The sequence below is a fragment of the Kitasatospora sp. NPDC090091 genome (assembly GCF_044747365.1).
Classification (GTDB): domain Bacteria; phylum Actinomycetota; class Actinomycetes; order Streptomycetales; family Streptomycetaceae; genus Kitasatospora.
Genome location: NZ_JBIVDY010000040.1, coordinates 1 through 16,605 on the forward strand (window position 1 = coordinate 1; position 16,605 = coordinate 16,605).

The 16,605-nt window shown below is 73.4% G+C and carries 12 protein-coding genes; 7 read left to right on the forward strand and 5 right to left on the reverse strand.

Going from position 1 to position 16,605, the window contains the following annotated elements; all coding sequences use genetic code 11:
* Positions 1-302: 302 nt before the first annotated feature.
* Complete coding sequence (locus tag ACIPSC_RS38090; RefSeq protein WP_400834650.1) at positions 303-2,084, reverse strand: RICIN domain-containing protein; 1,782 nt, start codon at positions 2,082-2,084, stop codon at positions 303-305.
* 524 nt (positions 2,085-2,608) lie between these two features.
* Here ACIPSC_RS38090 and ACIPSC_RS38095 point away from each other — a divergent pair.
* Both ACIPSC_RS38095 and ACIPSC_RS38100 read left to right on the forward strand, forming a co-directional pair.
* Positions 2,609-4,870: an RICIN domain-containing protein gene (locus ACIPSC_RS38095; RefSeq protein ID WP_400834718.1), complete on the forward strand. Its 2,262-nt coding sequence runs from the start codon at positions 2,609-2,611 to the stop codon at positions 4,868-4,870.
* A gap of 129 nt (positions 4,871-4,999) precedes the next feature.
* Positions 5,000-5,740, forward strand: coding sequence for a hypothetical protein (locus tag ACIPSC_RS38100; protein WP_400834653.1), 741 nt, complete (start codon positions 5,000-5,002; stop codon positions 5,738-5,740).
* A 108-nt stretch (positions 5,741-5,848) separates the two neighbouring features.
* On the opposite strand, the gene ACIPSC_RS38105 is transcribed toward ACIPSC_RS38100, so the two are convergent.
* From ACIPSC_RS38105 to ACIPSC_RS38115, 3 genes are all read right to left on the reverse strand, one after another.
* Entirely contained in the window at positions 5,849-6,547 is a 699-nt protein-coding gene (locus ACIPSC_RS38105; protein WP_400834656.1) for a transglycosylase family protein, read from the reverse strand.
* 173 nt (positions 6,548-6,720) lie between these two features.
* Positions 6,721-7,167, reverse strand: a complete 447-nt coding sequence (locus ACIPSC_RS38110) for an SsgA family sporulation/cell division regulator (protein WP_400834659.1) — start codon at positions 7,165-7,167, stop codon at positions 6,721-6,723.
* 871 nt (positions 7,168-8,038) lie between these two features.
* On the reverse strand, positions 8,039-8,875 hold the full coding sequence (locus ACIPSC_RS38115; RefSeq protein ID WP_400834662.1) for an alpha/beta fold hydrolase: 837 nt from the start codon (positions 8,873-8,875) through the stop codon (positions 8,039-8,041).
* A 269-nt stretch (positions 8,876-9,144) separates the two neighbouring features.
* On the opposite strand from ACIPSC_RS38115, the gene ACIPSC_RS38120 reads away from it, so the two are divergent.
* The 3 genes from ACIPSC_RS38120 (at position 9,145) to ACIPSC_RS38130 (ending at position 12,548) form a co-directional block, all read left to right on the forward strand.
* A complete protein-coding gene (locus tag ACIPSC_RS38120; RefSeq protein WP_400834665.1) occupies positions 9,145-9,708 on the forward strand; it encodes a Dps family protein in 564 nt (187 codons plus the stop codon).
* 128 nt (positions 9,709-9,836) lie between these two features.
* Entirely contained in the window at positions 9,837-11,714 is a 1,878-nt protein-coding gene (locus ACIPSC_RS38125; protein ID WP_400834721.1) for an amidohydrolase, read from the forward strand.
* Positions 11,715-11,840: 126 nt separating this feature from the next.
* Positions 11,841-12,548, forward strand: coding sequence for a YoaK family protein (locus ACIPSC_RS38130; protein WP_400834668.1), 708 nt, complete (start codon positions 11,841-11,843; stop codon positions 12,546-12,548).
* Here the strand turns inward: ACIPSC_RS38130 and ACIPSC_RS38135 are convergent.
* Complete coding sequence (locus ACIPSC_RS38135; RefSeq protein WP_400834671.1) at positions 12,536-13,585, reverse strand: LysR family transcriptional regulator; 1,050 nt, start codon at positions 13,583-13,585, stop codon at positions 12,536-12,538. The genes ACIPSC_RS38130 and ACIPSC_RS38135 overlap by 13 nt on opposite strands.
* Before the next feature lie 1,146 nt (positions 13,586-14,731).
* Between ACIPSC_RS38135 and ACIPSC_RS38140 the strand changes: the two genes are divergently transcribed.
* Together ACIPSC_RS38140 and ACIPSC_RS38145 are read left to right on the forward strand one after the other, a co-directional pair.
* Positions 14,732-15,385 (forward strand): helix-turn-helix domain-containing protein, encoded by a 654-nt coding sequence (locus ACIPSC_RS38140; RefSeq protein ID WP_400834674.1) that lies wholly within the window; start codon positions 14,732-14,734, stop codon positions 15,383-15,385.
* 473 nt (positions 15,386-15,858) lie between these two features.
* Complete coding sequence (locus ACIPSC_RS38145) at positions 15,859-16,587, forward strand: DUF4142 domain-containing protein (RefSeq protein WP_400834677.1); 729 nt, start codon at positions 15,859-15,861, stop codon at positions 16,585-16,587.
* Positions 16,588-16,605 lie beyond the last annotated feature (18 nt).

The following is a 16,605-nucleotide window of genomic DNA, read 5'->3' on the forward strand; positions in this document are numbered from 1 at the left end:
TCTCCACCGGCCACAACGCGAACCCCTTCCCCCCGGCCCCCTACGTCCATGCCTACAACGCGGACGGCAAGGAGATCTACAACCAGAAGACGCAGTCCACGGCCAAGAACCGGTCCAACGGGTAGACCCACACGTCGACGTGGGCCGGTGAGCCTGCCGGTGGTGTGCCACGCAGAGCAGGGCGAAATTGCGCACGTCCATCGAGCCGCCCAAGGAGGTGGAGGGACGGGAGTGCGCCGGTCGGAGGCCAGTTCGGCCGCGGGGCCTCGGTGGGGTTCCCCGCGGCGCGGGACACGAACCGGTCATTCCATGGTGAAGAGGAAGCTGTTGGAGTGGTAGTAGTCGGGCAGTTGGACGAGGGGGGATCCGACGTGCGGTGGGTCGGCCTCCGGCCAGTTGTAGGGGCCGAGCAGATGAGAGGCGTAGTCACTCGACGGGACGGGTGGGACGAACCACAGGCGGACGGCGCCGGTTCTGCTGTCCGGGGCGAACCGCCAGAGCTGCTGCTGGCGTTGTGCGCCGGATCGGCAGCTTCGGAGGACCACTGCGACGGTGTTCCCGCCGGCCGTAGTGCCGTCCAGGCACAGCCCCGTCTCCACGTTGCGGAGCTGGTAGACGTCCTGATCGGCGGCAAGTCGCTCCCAGCGCTGGGACGCCTGGCCGGTGCACTTCTCGAGCTGCAGCGGGCTGTCGGCGCTCCGGTCGACGATGCCGACGCAGAGCCCCGAGCTGATGTTGAGGAGAGCGAGGCCGACGGGCACGGTCGGTGGTGGTGGCACCACCACGGTCGGTGGTGGGGTCGACGGGGTGGGGGAGGGGGCGGCCGTGGCCGTGGCCGAAGAGGTCGAGTGGCTGCGGGACGGGGAGGCCGATGCCGAGGTGGTCGAGGCTGTGAACGGCGGAGTGGGGGAAGGCGAGTTCGACGGTGAGCCTGACGGTGACTCCGAAGGTGAGTCCGTGGTGGTCGCGGATTCCGTGGTCGGGGGTGTCGTCGGGGGTGTCGATTCCAGGGGGACGGTGAGCGGGAGGGGAGCGGACAGTGGAGGCTGTGCTCCCGCCGGGGGTGTGGTCGTGAAGGCCGTGCCGGCGACGAGCAGCGCCGCGACCGCGCAGGTCCCTGCGGCGGTGAAGGCTGCCAGGGCACGTCGCCCGGCAAGGCGGTGGCCGTTGGCGTGCGGTGGCCAGGCTCGGGTGCGGGGCGTGGGGCGGGTAGTGGTGCGGGGCGTGGGGCGGGTAGTGGTGCGGGGCGTGGGGCGTGGGGCGACCGTCGGCGTCGGCCGGGTGTCGGTCGTCACCGCCGGCAGGGCGGGCGACGACGGCTCTCCCGTCCACAGCAGCAATCCCCGGAGCAGAACCGGCCGTTGCCACAGGTCGATGGCGGTCAGTGCCGCTCGGGCGTGGCCACAGCTGTCGCACCGCGAGAGGTGGCGATCGAGGTCCGCCGTGTCGTCGGTGATGCCGTGCCGGACGGATTCCCCCAGGGCGGCGATCAGGTGGCGGCACGACCGCTGAGGGATTCGCGCGGCGTACACCTGCAAGTAGGCGTCGTAGAGGAGCTGCCGGGCGGGTGCGTCCGGTTCCGGTCGAGGCGTCGGCGGGTGACCGGCCGGCTCCCCGAGACAGTGCCACAGCGCTGCCTGCCGGTGCTCCGGCAGGCTCAGGAAGGTGCGCAGGAGGAACGAATCCGCTTCCGCCGCAGCGGTCGCCGCGCGCGCCGAAGGGGCGGCCGGATCCGGTTGGGGGAGGGCGTCGAGCCAGGCGGTGAAGCCGGCGCTCAGCTTCGCCTCGCGTCCGGTGTCGGCCCAGCCGGCCGCGGCTCTCCGCACCTCGGCCAGCAGGTACGGCCGCCAGCTCGCCGTCGGTCCGCCGCCGGTGCGGATGGCCTCCAGGGTTCGCTGGAAGGACTCGTCCGCGAGCTCCTCGGCGGCACGGCCCTCCGCGCAGAACAGCCCGGCGTAGGCCGCCACCGAATCCCTGTGGCGGCGCGCCAGGTCGGCGAGTGCCGTCGGGTCCCGTTCGTGCCCCGCCCGGATAGCACGTGCCAGTTCGGCATCCGCGGCCACATCGGTCACCGAATCCGGCATCGCTTCTTCTCCTCTGTGCGCCCCGATGGGGGTGTGTGCTCGAACGGCCACCGTGCGGCGCGGTGGCGGGGCGCGGACGTCGCGGGCCGCAACAGGAGCGGCACGGGCAATCGGTGCCGCGGAAGCGGGTTCGAGTGCTGGAATCGCGTCGCCACGGCTCGCCGAGCGGGCGCCGGGGGCCGCCTCCCACGGTGCCTTCTCTACTCGCCGGTAGAGGATGTTGGCCGGAATGAACTTCCCGCGTCAAGGCCCGTCTCGCGGCGCGATGCGCTGTGGGGTCTTGCAAGACAAGTCGTCAACAGCGTTGGCAGGGGCGGGAGATGGAGAAGGAGTCCGCGGCGGTCCGGCGGCAGGGAGGCCCGCGGCGACGGCCGGCCCCCGGGGCGCGGATCGAACAATCTCGCCACTTTCGAAACATGTTTTTGTTATCTCCCCCGGTCCCGCCGGATCTCTTGTGTGTCGGAAGGCCTGGACCCGTCTCGCTACAGGGGGATCCCGGGCCCTCACACGAGGAAAGGACCGTGATGGGACACCGGAGCAGTGAGCTTCGCCGTCGCAGGCAGAAGCGCTCGACCCGCAAGACGGCAATGATCGGCCTCGCGGTCGCGGCCGGCCTGGTTGCGGGCGTGCTGGGAATCCAGACCGTGGTGGACGCACCCTCCCGCAACTCGGCCGTGGCGTCGGCCGACGGCCTCGGGGCGGGCCAGATGGTCGGTCTGGTCGCCGACGACGAGGGGGAGACCGGCTCCGCCGAGAACGGCACCCAGGCGCCGGCCCCGAAGCGTGACACCAAGGCGACGCCGCTCAAGGAGATACCCAAGGAGCAGCCCGAGCGCGGTCTCGTCTACGCCGGCCTGAGCCTGCCCAGCGACGACCGCTGCGCGGGACAGCTGCAGGTCAGCGGTGGTGAGCTGTGCAGCCACGGCCCCGACGCGCCTCCGCAGGGCGTCGACATCCACAAGGACGTCGCCCCGGTGGCCGCGGCCGTTGCGCAGCCGGCCGCGCTGACCCCGCCGGCCGGCGCTCAGCCGCCGGCCGCCGCCGACCTGGTGTCGGGCGGCTCGCCCGTCCTGGACGCCGGAAGCAAGGCCCTGCTCGGCGACGCGGCCGGCGCCCCGCAGCAGACCACTCCGGCCGGTGGCTCGGCCGCGGGCGGCTCGGCCCTCGTCTGCGAGGGTGACGGCACCAGCGGCAACCGCGTCCAGGTGGTGTACGTCCACGCCCCGGGCAACGACCGCTTCGCCCAGTACCAGGCCTCGTTCAAGAAGTGGGCCGCCGACGTTGACGTCATCTACAACGCCAGCGCCCAGGAGACCGGCGGCGAGCGGCACGTGCGCTTCGTCACCGAGTCCGACTGCAGCGCGTCGGTGCTGAACGTCCAGATCTCCAGCGCCGAGATCAAGGACTTCAACTCGCAGAACAACGCGCTCGCCAAGCAGGGGTTCAACCGCAAGGACCGCAAGTACATGATGTTCACCGACGCCCAGGTGTACTGCGGCATCGGTACCTTCGACGGTGACGAGCGTCCCGGCCAGGACAACCGGAGCAACTTCGGCCCCTCGTACGGCCGTAACGACTCGGCCTGCTGGAACGGCGCCACCGCCGCGCACGAGCTGGGCCACAACCTCGGCGCCGTCAACGACAGTGCGCCGAACTCCAGCAAGGCCGGTCACTGTGTCGACGAGTGGGACCTGATGTGCTACTCGGACGCGCCGAACTACCCGAAGATGAAGACCGTCTGCCCGGACAACAAGCAGGACGAACGGCTCGACTGCCGCCACGACGACTACTACAACACCAACCCGGCTCCCGGCAGCTACCTGGCCACGCACTGGAACGTCGCCAACAACCGCTTCCTGATCGCGGGCGGCGGCACCGGCCCGAACCCGACGCCGACCCCGACCCCGACGCCGACCAAGACCGGCACCCCGTCGCCCACCGCGACCACCACGCCGACCAGGACGCCCACGCCGTCCCCGACGGCGACGGCCACCGGCACCGCCTCCCCGACCGCCACGCCGTCCCCGACGGCGACGGCCACCGGCACCGCCTCCCCGACCGCCACGCCGACCCCGACCGCCACCTCCACCACCGGCTCCACCGGTCCGGACGTGACGGTCAGCCAGGTGACCCAGAGTTCGGTCATGCTGAGCTGGCCGGCCGCCAACGGCGCCACCGGCTACGACGTCCTGCTCAACGGCCAGTCCCTGGGCACCGTCCGCGCCACGGTGGTCGGCCTGGTCCGGCTCGCCCCTGGCACCCAGTACAGCGTGGCCATCGCCTACCGTGACGCCGCCGGCAAGGCCTCCAAGCCGGGCCGCACCGTCACCTTCAAGACCACTGCCGACTCCGGCAAGCCGCAGCCGGGCACCCGCTACACCATGGTGAACGGGTTCACCGGCCAGGCCGCCGACCTGTGGGGCAGCTCGCTCAACGACGGCACCGTCGCCATCGCCTACCAGCGCACCGGTTACGCCAACCAGAAGTGGACCTTCGAGGACGCCGGCTCCGGCACCGTCCGGATCAAGTCCGTGCGTTCCGACAAGTGCCTCCAGCTGGGCGGTAACGCGGTGGCCGGCCAGTACGTCGCCCAGCAGCCGTGCTCCGACGCGGACGCGCAGAAGTGGCAGGTGAACTCCTCCAACGGTGGTGTCACCCTCACCGCCAAGGGCACCTCGCTGGTCCTCGGCATCAGCAACCGCTGGTACTACGGCGGCCGGCTGCTGGAGCTCCAGCAGCCGAACGGTCAGGCCTACCAGAGCTGGGCTCTGCAGAAGGCCTCCTGACCCGGACAGGTCCGCAGACCGTAGACAGGTCCGCCGACCGCAGGTAGGGCCACCGGCCGGGTGCGGCCGCCGTGAACTCACGGCGGCCGCACCCGGCCATCCCACTCACCGCACGAGGAAGCACCGCCCATGCGCATCCGTTCCATCGCCGCTGCCCTCGCCGTTGCCGGGGTGGCCGTTCTCGCACCCGCCGCCGTCCCCGCCTCCGCCCACGGCGACACCGTCCACCTGGAGATCACCGGGGCGGACAACGGGCACGTCACGACCGTCGCCAGCTTCGAGAACGACCGCGACCCGGTCACCGAAGGATTCGCCGGCTCGCTCGCCGCCACCTCCTCCGACGGGCGCGCCGTGGGACCCTGGCGCCTGGTCGCCGTCCCCGGCCACCCCGGCAGCTACACCACCCGGGAGACCCTGCCGAGCGGTCACTGGAAGATCACCGTCGACTGCGCCTTCCCCGACCTCGGCCACGGCGAGCGCGAACTCGACGTGGAGGCCGCCGCCATCACCGACCCGGCCGGTTCGATGCCCACCGCGGGCCCCACGGTCGGACCGACCGGAGTCCCGTCCCCGGCCGTCACCCCCGGCACCGTGATCGGCCCGACCGCCCCAGCCCCAGCCCCGACCGGCACCGGCACTGACCCCGGCACCGGCACTGCGACCGGCACCGGCACTGCCACCGGCACCGGCGGTTCGACCACCCCCGGTCCCGCGACCGCCACGGCGACGTCCGACGTCCGGGCGAAGGCCGCCGCGGACGACGACGGCTCGACGGTCGCCACCTGGGCCGCCATCGGCACGGCGGTTGTCGCCGTCGTGCTCGTCGTCCTCGGCTTCCGACTCCGCCGCCGCAACGCAACCCGCGGCTGATCGGACACCTCGGCTGATCCGACCCGCGGCCGGGCACGTCCGGGAGGAACGGACCGACGCCGACGTCCTCGCGGTGGGTGTCCCGCGCAGCCCGGGCCGTGGGGCGGTTCAGCTCAGGACGAGGACCTGGCCGGGCAGGAGCAGGTCGGGGTCGGACCCGATGGTCTCGTCGTTGAGTGCGTGGAGGGTGGGCCAGCCGCCGGGGGTGCCGACGGCCTGGGCGATGTCGCTGAGGGTGTCGCCCTCGCGCACCGTCCAGGTGCCCGGGCGGTCCGCGTCCGGGCCGGCTTCCGCCGCTGAGGGTGCGTCGGCTGCGCCGGTGCCGCCGGTGCCGCCGGTGCCGTTGGTGTGGGGCGTGGACCTGGCCGGGGTGTGCGGTCGTGCCTGCGCCGGGCGGTGGGCGCGGGCGGGGGTACTGCTGTGGGCAGCGGGGGCGTCGCTGCCGCGGGCACGGGCCGAGCAGGCGGGCCACGGCGCGAGGCCGCGCCGGGCGGCGAGCTTCTCGGCCACGGCGATCTGCTGTTCACGGGTCGCCTGGTCCGCGCGGGGCGCGTAGGCGAGGCCGCCGTTGGCCCGCCAGGTGGCCCCGTCGAACTGCAGCCCGCCGTAGTAGCCGTTCCCGGTGTTGGCGTGCCAGCGCGCTCCGCTCTCGCAGCGGGCGAGTGAATCCCAGTCGACGCCCGCCGGGGCGCTGGTGGTGACCGCAGCGGCCGGAGTCCCGCCGGGGCTGCCGACGACAGCGGCGAGAGCGAGCAGCGGGAGCAGGAGAACGGCGAACAGCCGACGGGCAACGGACAGCGGTGACATGAACGCTCCGCAGTTGGGGACCGGGACCGGCGCCGAAGCGCCTTCTCCACCCATGCACCGCGCGGCCGTGCCGGGTTGCCGGCGGGGCCGTAATCTCATCCGACCGGCGGTCTGACACCACTCGAACAGCGAACCCCCACCGCAGTCGTGAGGGCGGCGCTGGTCCCCGTACCTCAGCCGGCCAGGCCGCTCAGTTCGGCGTCCCAGTCGATCGCGCTTCCTTCGGTGCCCGGGGGGACCAGCGTGAAGCTCTCGCGGCGGAGCCAGCGACGCACCTGGCGGGACGGGAGGTCGAGGAGGACGGATCCGTCGTCCCCGAGCAGCATGATGCGCAGGGCGGTGCGGCCGTGGCAGGGACAGGGCGGCCAGATGCGGACGTCGCCGATGCCGGTGGGCTTCTGCAGTCCCTCCCAGAGGAGGTCGCGGGAGAACTGCCAGGTGCCCGCCTCCGCCGCGGGGCCGAGGAATTCGAGGGCGACGGCGAGCGGGTCGTCGCTGCGGTAGGCGAGGCGCACCGGGACGTCGACGCACTCGTGCTCGCCGAGGACGATCTGCGCGTCGAGGACGATGTCGGTGCTGGTGACCTCGGGGTGGGGCTGGGGGCTTGAGAGGGCGGGCACGGGTTCTCCTGGGTGAGGGGCAATGGCGCGATGGCGGCAGGCCGGGGTTGGCACGGCGAGGCGGCCGGGCGAGCCGGTCGATCGGCTCGGCGGCGGCGCGGTGCTCCGGCCTCGGGCCCTGGGAGCTGCCGGGAACAGGGGAGAGGCGGAGTCACGGTCCAGCCTAGGAGCGCGGTGCCGGCGGAGATGTTCCGACGGTGCACCGCTTCGGCCGGTTCGCGGGGCGGAAGGCGGACCCGGCTGCTGTCGTGTCCGCGCTGTCCGGTGGGTGGGGGCAGGTGCGTCCGGGGGCCGGCGCCAGGTCGCGGTGGCGCTGCGCGGTGCGCTGGAGCCGTTCCCAGGCCCGGGCCCACCGCGCCCGGCCGGGCAGCCACCTCGCGCGCAGCGTCTCCGACATCGCCGCCATCCTGGTGACCGACCTGCTCGAACGGGAGGGACCGGAGCACCCGACCGGCGCGGCCGGGACCCTGGCGCGGATCCGCGCCCACATCGAGGAGAACCTCGCCGACCCGGACCTCTCGCCCGACGCGATCGCCCGGTCGCAGCAGACCGGGCGCTGCCCCCGCCGATCCAGCGGTTCACGGCGGGGCGCGCCGGCGCCACCGTCCTGGAGATGCCCGAGGCCTCCCACGCCGTGGCCGTCTCCCGGCCCACCACGGTGGCCGAGTTCATCCACGAGGCGGCCCGGTCGGGCGCCGCACGGCCGCGGTAGCCCCTGCCCCGGGCAGGGGGCGGAGGAACGCGCGGCAGACATGCCGGTGGGCGGCCGGGGCGACGAGGCGCCCGGCCGCCCACCGGCGACTGCAATCACGCGAACACCACGAGGGCGGACGGTCGGACGGCCGCGGTCGGGGGCCCGCGGCCGTCCGGGTCACTTCGCGAGGAAGGCCAGCAGCGCCGCGTTCACCTCCTCGGCGTGGGTCCACAGGAGACCGTGCGGCGCGCCCTCGATCTCCACGTACTCGGCGGTGGGCAGCGCCCGGTGGAACGGGCGCGCGGTGTTCTCCACGGGCAGGATGCGGTCGCCCGTCCCGTGCAGGATCAGGGCCGGCACGTCGATGCGGGGGATGTCGGCGCGGAAGTCGGTGTACCAGGTGGTCGGCGCGGCCGAGGCGGCGTACGAGCCGCCGCCCGCCGCGACGTTCCAGCTGTTGCGGACGGCCTCCTCGCTGATCCGGGTGCCGAGGTTCTCGTCCAGGTTGTAGAAGTTCTGGAAGAAGTCGCTGTAGTAGGCGTAGCGGTCGGCCTTCACCGCCGCCACGACGCCGTCGAAGAAGTCCTGGGCGGCGACGCCGTCCGGGTTGTCGTCGGTCTTGAGCAGCCAGGGCTCCAGCGAGGCGAGGAAGGCGACCTTGGCGACCCGCGCGGAGCCGTGGGCGGACACGTACCGGGCGACCTCGCCGGTGCCCATCGAGAAGCCGACGAGCACGGCGTCCTGGACGTCCAGGGTCTCCAGCACCGTGTTCAGGTCGGCGGCGAAGGTGTCGTAGTCGTAGCCGGTGGTCGGCTGGGAGGACTGGCCGAAGCCGCGGCGGTCGTAGGTGATGACCCGGTAGCCGGCATCGAGCAGCGCGGCGCTCTGCCGCTCCCAGGAGTGCCCGTTCAGCGGGAACCCGTGGATGAGGACGACCGGCTGCCCGGAGCCGTGGTCCTCGTAGTAGAGGTCGATGGAGGTGGAGTTCTCCTGGCCGACGGTGATGAACGGCATGGCTCTTCGGTCCCTTCGGACGGCGGTGTGTGGGCTGTGGTGCTCCGACGCTAGGGGCGGCGGGCGGCGTCCTGTGGACTCTGAGAGCACACGGTGTCGTCCGAGAGTGCTGCGATCGGGCCGTCGGCGGCTGCGCGTGACGGGTCGTCGACTACGCCGGTGAAGGTGCGCGGACCGGCTGTGGGTGGTGCGCCGTCGGAACAGGTCCCGGGGTCCGGCGCTCCTAGTCTGATGCCGCCTCGTCCGCCGCCCCCTCCCGAAGGAGCACCATGACCAGCCGGACCAGCCAGCCGCGCCTCCACCAGCACGCCCCCGAGATCCAGGAGTTCGGCACCGTCACACAGCTGCCGATCGCGCTCTCCCACGACGCCCGGCAGTACTCCTCCCAGCGGCTGAACCGCGTGCTGGCGGACACCCAGTTCCTTTACGCGCTGTACAAGAAGTACCACTGGGGCATGCGCGGGCCGACGGCGTACCAGCTGCACCTGCTCTTCGACAAGCACGCCCAGGAGCAGCTGGAGCTGGTCGACGCGCTCGCCGAGCGGGTGCAGATGCTCGGCGGTGTCGCGGTGGGCGATCCGCGCCACGCGGCCCAGATCACGGGCGTGCCGCGGCCGCCGGACGGCATCGAGCCCGTGCGCTCGATGCTCTCCGGGCTCCTCGACGCGCACGAGACCATCCTCGCCGACGCCCGCGACGCCGCCGCCCGCACGGCGGAGCTGGGCGACGACGGCACCCAGGACCTGCTGGTCTCCCAGATCATCCGGACCGGCGAGACCCAGGTCTGGTTCCTCGCCGAGCACCTCGTCGACACCCCCGGGACAGGGGCGTGACCGCGGGCCGGGCCCGCCCCCGGACGGGCCCGGCCGCCGCGGCACAAGCCAGGCCCTGGGGCCTGCCGGCCGCGCGCCACGGCCGATCCACCACCGCCACTGCGTGAAGGGAACCCTCGTTGTCCAGCATGCCCGTCGCCGGGATTCGTCCCGGCGCCCCCGCCCGGCCCGCCGACCTGGTCGTCCGCAACGCCAAGGTGCACACCAACGACCCGCGCCGCCCCCGGGCCACGGCCCTGGCCGTCCGGGACGGACTGATCCAGGCGGTCGGCGACGACGCGGACGTCGCCCCGCTGGTCGGCCCCGACACCCGGGTGGTCGACGCGCTCGGCCGCCGGGCCGTGCCGGGGCTCAACGACGCGCACCTGCACGTCATCCGCGGCGGCCTCAACTATGTGCTGGAGCTGCGCTGGGACGGCGTCCCGACGCTGCGCGAGGCCCTGGCCATGCTCCGGCTCCAGGCCGAGCGCACCCCGCCCGGCCAGTGGGTGCGGGTGGTCGGCGGATGGTCCGCCGACCAGTTCGCCGAACGGCGGCTGCCCACCCTGGCGGAGCTCAACGCCGCGGCGCCCGACACCCCCGTCTTCGTGCTGCACCTCTACCAGTCGGCGCTGCTCAACCGGGCCGCGCTCCGCGCCGCGGGCTTCACCCGGGACACCCCCGACCCTGCGGGCGGCCAGATCGTGCGCGGTCACGACGGCGAACCGACCGGCCTGCTGATCGCCGCCCCGGGCGCGCTGCTGCTCTACTCCACCCTGGCCAAGGCGCCGACGCTGGACGAGGCCGACCGGATCGGCTCCACCCGGCACTTCCTGCGCGAGCTGAACCGCTTCGGCCTCACCTCCGCGATCGACGCCGCCGGCGGCTTCCAGAGCTTCCCCGAGAACTACGGCACCGTCATGGAGCTGGCCCGGCAGGGGGACCTCACCCTGCGCATCGCCTACCACCTCTTCCCCCAGACCGCGGGGCAGGAGCTGGACGATCTCACCCGCTGGGTCAACACCGTGCGCCCCGGTGACGGGGATGCGTGGCTGCGCCTCAACGGGGCGGGGGAGAACCTCACCTGGGCCGCGGCCGACTTCGAGAACTTCACCGAGCCGAGGCCGCAACTCGGCTCCTACGAATCGGAGTTCGAGAAGGCCGTCCGGCTGCTGACGGAGCACGGCTGGGGCTTCCGGCTGCACGCCACGTACGACGAGACCATCCGCCGCGACCTCGCCGTCTTCGAGAAGCTCGCCGCCGAGGGCCTCTTCCCGCAGGGCAACCGCTGGCTCTTCGATCATGCGGAGACGGTCGGTGCGGAGAGCCTCGACCGGATCGCGGCCCTCGGCGGCGCCGTCTCCGTGCAGAACCGCCTCTCCTTCCAGGGCGAGGCGTTCGTCTCGCGGTACGGCGCTCCGGCCGCCGCCGAGGCACCGCCGCTGCGCGCCATGCTGGACCGCGGCCTCACCGTCGCGGCGGGCACCGACGCCACCCGGGTCTCCTCCTACAACCCCTGGGTCGCGCTGCACTGGCTGGTCTCCGGCCGCGCGGTCAGCGGCAGGCGTCTCGCGGCCGAGCACAACCGGCTCAGCCGCGAGCAGGCCCTGGAGCTCTACACGCTGGGCGGGGCCCGCCTCACCGGCGAGGAGGACGTCAAGGGGCGACTGGTGGTGGGCAGTTACGCCGACTTCGCGCTGCTCGACGCCGACTACTTCACCGTGCCCGAGGCCGACATCCCGCACATCGAGTCCGTCCTCACCGTCGTCGGCGGGCGCATCGTCCACGGCGCCCGGGAGCACCAGGGCCTGGCCCCGGACCTGCCCGCCGTGTCGCCGGCCTGGAGCCCGGTCACGCGGTTCGGCGGCTACCACGCCACCCCCGCGCCCGGCCTGGCCGGCGTCCACCAGGCCGAGGGCGTGCTGGAGGCCGTGGCGGCCTCCGGCGAACAGCACGCCTGGCGCGCGGCCCGCGGCCTCGCCCTCCCCGGGCAGCCCTCGGTGCCGATGGACCCCTGCTTCTTCTGACGCACCGAACACCTCGGCGCAGGGGGGGGCACCGCCGGATCCGGCGGTGCCCCCCTGCGTCCTCGGCCCCAACGCCCGCGTTCCCCCACGCCCACGCCCACGTCCCCCTCGGCACGAGGAGCCTCCGTGACCACGCCGACAGCCGACTCCCGCACCGCCCCCGCTCCCCGGCCGCCCGGGCCGCACATCCACGACCGCCACCCGCTGGCGCTGGCCCTGTTCGGCCTCACCCTGGTCAGCGGCCTGATCGACGCGGTGAGCTATCTCGGGCTCGGCCACGTCTTCACCGCCAACATGACCGGCAACGTCGTCGTCATCGCCTTCGCCCTCGCCGGGGCACCCGGGTTCTCCGTCGCCGGCTCGCTGGCCTCCCTCGCGGCCTTCCTCCTCGGCGCGCTGCTGGCCGGCCGGCTCGCGACGGCGAACGAGGGCCCCCGGCGGCCCCGGCAGCTGCGGACGGCCTTCGTCCTGGAGGTCGTGCTGCACGCGGCGGCCGCCGTCGTGGTCTTCGCCAGGGGCGCGGACGGGGCCGCGCAGTACGTCGTGATCGCGCTGCTCGCCCTGGCGATGGGCATCCGCAACGGCACCGTGCGCGGCCTCGGCGTGCCGGACCTCACCACCACCGTGCTCACGCTGACGCTGACCGGACTCGCTGCCGACTCCCGGCTCGCCGGCGGTACCGCTCCGCGTCAGCGCCGGAAGATCCTCTCCGTCGCCACCATGCTCGCCGGCGCCGGACCGGGTGCGGTCCTGGTGCTGCACGGACAGCTCGCCTGGGCCCTGGTGGCCAGCGCCGTCCTGGCCGGTGCCACCCTGCTGCTCTACCGCGAGTGAGTCGACGATTCGGCCTCGTCCAGAGCCGGTGGGGGCTCCGCTCCCGCGGCGCGGCGGGCCTGCAGGGGGATTCCGGGCGGCTGCGGGGCGCCCCCCGGACGGGGCCGGCCGACCGGTTCCGACGTGGACGAAGTCGGCGGCGTGGTGGGGGCGTTGGCCACCTCGCGGAGGATGGAGAGCAGCAGCTCCTCGTAGGTGGAGAGGGGGCGGGCGACGGTCCAGTTGGCGGTGACGGTGCGGGGCGTCGGGCCGGGGTGGACGTGGAGTTCGGCGAGGACGCCGTGGAGGAGCTCGAAGCGGACGGAGCGCCGGGGGACCAGGCTGATGCCCAGGCCGATGCGGACGGCCTCCCGGACGCTCTCCGTTCCCCACAGGTCGAGGGTGCGTGCGCCGACGAGGTCCCAGGTGTGCAGGAGTTCCAGCAGCTGCCGCCGGGTCTGGGAGCCCGGTTCGAGGAGGAGGAAGGACTCGGCGGCGAGGTCCGCCGGGGTGACCTCCTGCCCGGCCAGCGGGTGGTCGGGCGCGCAGATCAGCAGCATCTCGTCGCTGGCGAGCTCCTCCGACTCGTACCGCCCCGGGGGCAGCGGGCCGTCGGCCACGCCGACGCCGATCCGGCCCTGCTGGAGGGCGCCGGCCAGGCACTCGGGGCTGTTGACGACCACGGTGAACAGCCCGTCGGGTTCGCGGCGCCGCAGTTCGCGCATGACCGCCGGCAGCAGGTAGTCGCCCACGGCGGCCGTGCTGCCGACCACCAGACGCTCGTTGGGCCATCGCGCGGCAGCCTGGACGGCGCCGACGGCGTGGTCGGCGAGCGCCAGCATCTCCTTGGTCTGGGCGAGCAGGACCCGGCCGGCCGGGGTGGGGCGGATCTTCGGGCCGGAGCGGTCGACCAGGACGGTCCGCAGCGACGCCTCAAGGTTCTGCACCTGCTTGGAGACCGACGACTGGCTCAGGAACAGCACCTGGGCCGCCGCGGAGAACCCACCACATTCGATGACCTTCGCGAAGATCGCCAGCTGGTTCAGGTTGAGTCGCATCACGGCCCCGATCGCGTGAATGTGGTGCAGGGCATTCGGGCCTGGGGGCCGTGCGACAGGTGTCCGCAGTTCCTGCCGTCCCCCGGTGGGGGCCACAGCCTACAAGCAACCGGGAGAATACCTGTTCGGTCGGCACAATTGCGTTGACGGACCGGCGTTCGTCGATTCGATGGCTCAACGCGGCTCTCGACGCTTCGCCGGTGACCCCTCCTGATCGGACCGAAGCGGTCCGTGATCATGGTTATGTGATGGTGAGTCAGATGTGATCAGGGGTGAATTCGCGCTCGGCCCGGATCGATTGTGAGGACTTTGTGCGACAGGGGTCTCGCGGGGTGAGGGTGCGCGTACGACCATCGTGCGGCTGCCGGGTCGTGCACGTGCGGTCCTTGCGGGGCCGCGCCTGCGGCGGCGCTCCGGGGGTTCGGGGCGCGGTTCGGAAGATAACGGATTGATAACGCGGCGGGACGAAACCTCCTGCGGCCCATCTCTAAACGTGTCCGGCCCGGTCGGGTCGGGGGATTCGAGAGAGAGGGGTGTCGCCATGCGGGAAGCATGCTCCGGCAGCAGGTCGCCGGTGCCGACTCCGTACGAACTCTTCGTGCTGGGGCGGGGTGCGGGCGGAACGGCCGCCACCGGGTCGCGGTGCGTCGGGTCGCGTCCCGCCCGGCCCGTCCGGGTCGGCGCGCTCCCGAGGGGTTCCGGTGACGGGAACTGTCTCGACGTCGCGGGAAGGGGGTCGCGATGAGCGACCTCGCCCTCCCGGGGGCCGTCGGTCGCCGGGAACCCGTACAGCGCCGCCTCGCCGGCCACGCCGGCACGGCGAGTCACGGCGGCGCGGTGGGCCAGAGCGGCACGGTGAGCCGTGGTGGCACGGTCGGTCGCGGTGGCACGGTGAGCCGCGGCAGCGCGGTGAGCCACAGTGGCACGGCGGGTCGCAGTGGCACGGTGAGTCAGAGCGGCACGGTGAGCCACGGTGGTGCGGCTGCCGGCCGGGCCGGAACGGCAGGCCGAAGTGGCGTGACGGGCCACAGCGGCACGGCGGGCGGGCACGGCATGGCGCGCCACAGCGGCACGGCGGGGCGGACCGGCACCGGTCACGGTCCCCGCGGTGGCCGGGGGCGCACCCAGCCGACCACGGTCCAGGCGGTGGCGCTGTACTCGTCGCCCGGGACGCCGCCGTCGGGACTCTCCGCTACGGAGGTCGTCGCCGGCACCAAGGGGACGCTCCCCTACCTGCTGATCCCGGACCCGCTGCCGGGCATGCCACGGGTGCTCGCCCTCTGGTTGGAGGGGCGGACCGCCGTGGTGGGGCCGGCCGTACCGGTCGAGGACGCGGTGGTCTCGCTCGGCTGGGCCCGCAAACTGCTGACGATGGTGCCGCAGGGCGCCTCCGCCGGGATCCACTTCGTCGAGGACCACCTGGCGACCCTGATGCTCTTCCAGGACCCGCTGCTGGCGAGCCACCTCTCCGCCAAGTGGCTGGGCCGTCTGGCCGACATGACACCGCAGCAGCGGCAGTGGACGGAGGAGACGCTGCTCGCCTGGCTGGAGGGCGGCGGCACGCTCCCGGCCGCCCGGCTGCTCCGCATCCACCCGCAGGCGGTCCGGAACCGGCTGCGCAACCTGGAGAAGGTCTTCGGCAGCGGTCTGCGCGACCCTCGGGCCAGGTTCGAACTCCTGCTGGCGCTGAAGATCCAGATCATGGCGTCCGAGTACGCCCGCCTGCGCCGCAGAGCGGGGATGGTGTCCCTGCTCCAGACCGCCGGACCCAACCGGAACCTCCGGACGAACGGGCGCTGAGGCCCGTCCGCCGGCGCCGGCCGGTCCCGTGCCGGCGACGCACGGCACCCGGCGAGTCCGGCCCCGGGGCCGTTCCCGCCCTCTCCCGGCCGGACCGCGCAGGTCCGTGACCGTGGCACCACCGCGGTGATGCGGCTCGTGCAGCCGCCCGCGACCAAGCCCGTCACGCCGTCCGTGACGCCGAACGTGACGCCGTCCCCGATCAAGCCCGTCGCGCCGTCCGTGGCGCTGTCCGTCGTGCCGTCCGCCGTGCCGCCGGTGATCCCGTCCGGGGTGGTGCCGGGCGTTCGGGTCCGGGCCGTCCCCTCGTGGCAGTCGACCGTCACTGCCGTGTCATCCCCTCGTCGGCCGCGCCGTCCGTGGAGCGTCGCGCGTGGATCATCCCCGCGCGGACCACCGGAAGGCCACCCGGACCCGTTCCGGTGGCTCCCGCGCGGCCCTGATCCTCCGGGTGCGGTGGAGGAAGAATCCCCATGTCATCTTTGCGGAAGAAGCGTGGACCGGGCGGGGCCGCCTACGGCCTGCCCCTGGTGAGCCGCGTCCCGAGGTCGTCGGCCACCGTTCTGATCATCGTCGCGATGATCCTGACCGCGGCGGCCCTGGTGTACCCCGTGGCGAAGTCGGCCGGTGCCTATCGCAGCGCCCCGGTGAGCGACGACCAGGATGTGGTGCAGACGCCGTCCGGGCCGCTCACCGCCCTCGACCGCGACTTCGTCAAGCGGGTGCGGCTGGCCGGGCTGTGGGAGATCCCCGCAGGCCGGATGGCCGTCGCGAAGGGCACCAGCCCCGAGGTCAAGGTGGCCGGCCAGCACCTGATCGACGGTCACACCGACCTCGACCGGGCCGTGTTGACCGCCGCCCAGACCCTGAACCAGAACGTGCCCACCGAGCCCTCGGCCCAGCAGCAGGGCTGGCTGCGGCAGTTGGAGGCCGCGCAGGGCCCCGAGTTCGACGAACTCTTCGCGAACCTCCTGCGCAGCGCCCACGGGCAGGTGTTCGCGGTGCTGGCCCAGGTGCGGGCCGGCACCCAGAACGCCACCGTCCGGGACCTGGCGAACACGGCCAACGGCACGGTGCTCGACCACATGAACGTCCTGGAGGACACCCGACTCGTCAAGTTCGACAAGCTCAGCCCGCCGCCGTCCGGTTCGGCCGCTCCGTCCGCGAGCCGCCCGCCGGCGCCCGCCGGATCGACCCGCTAGACGACGACCCGGCCGATG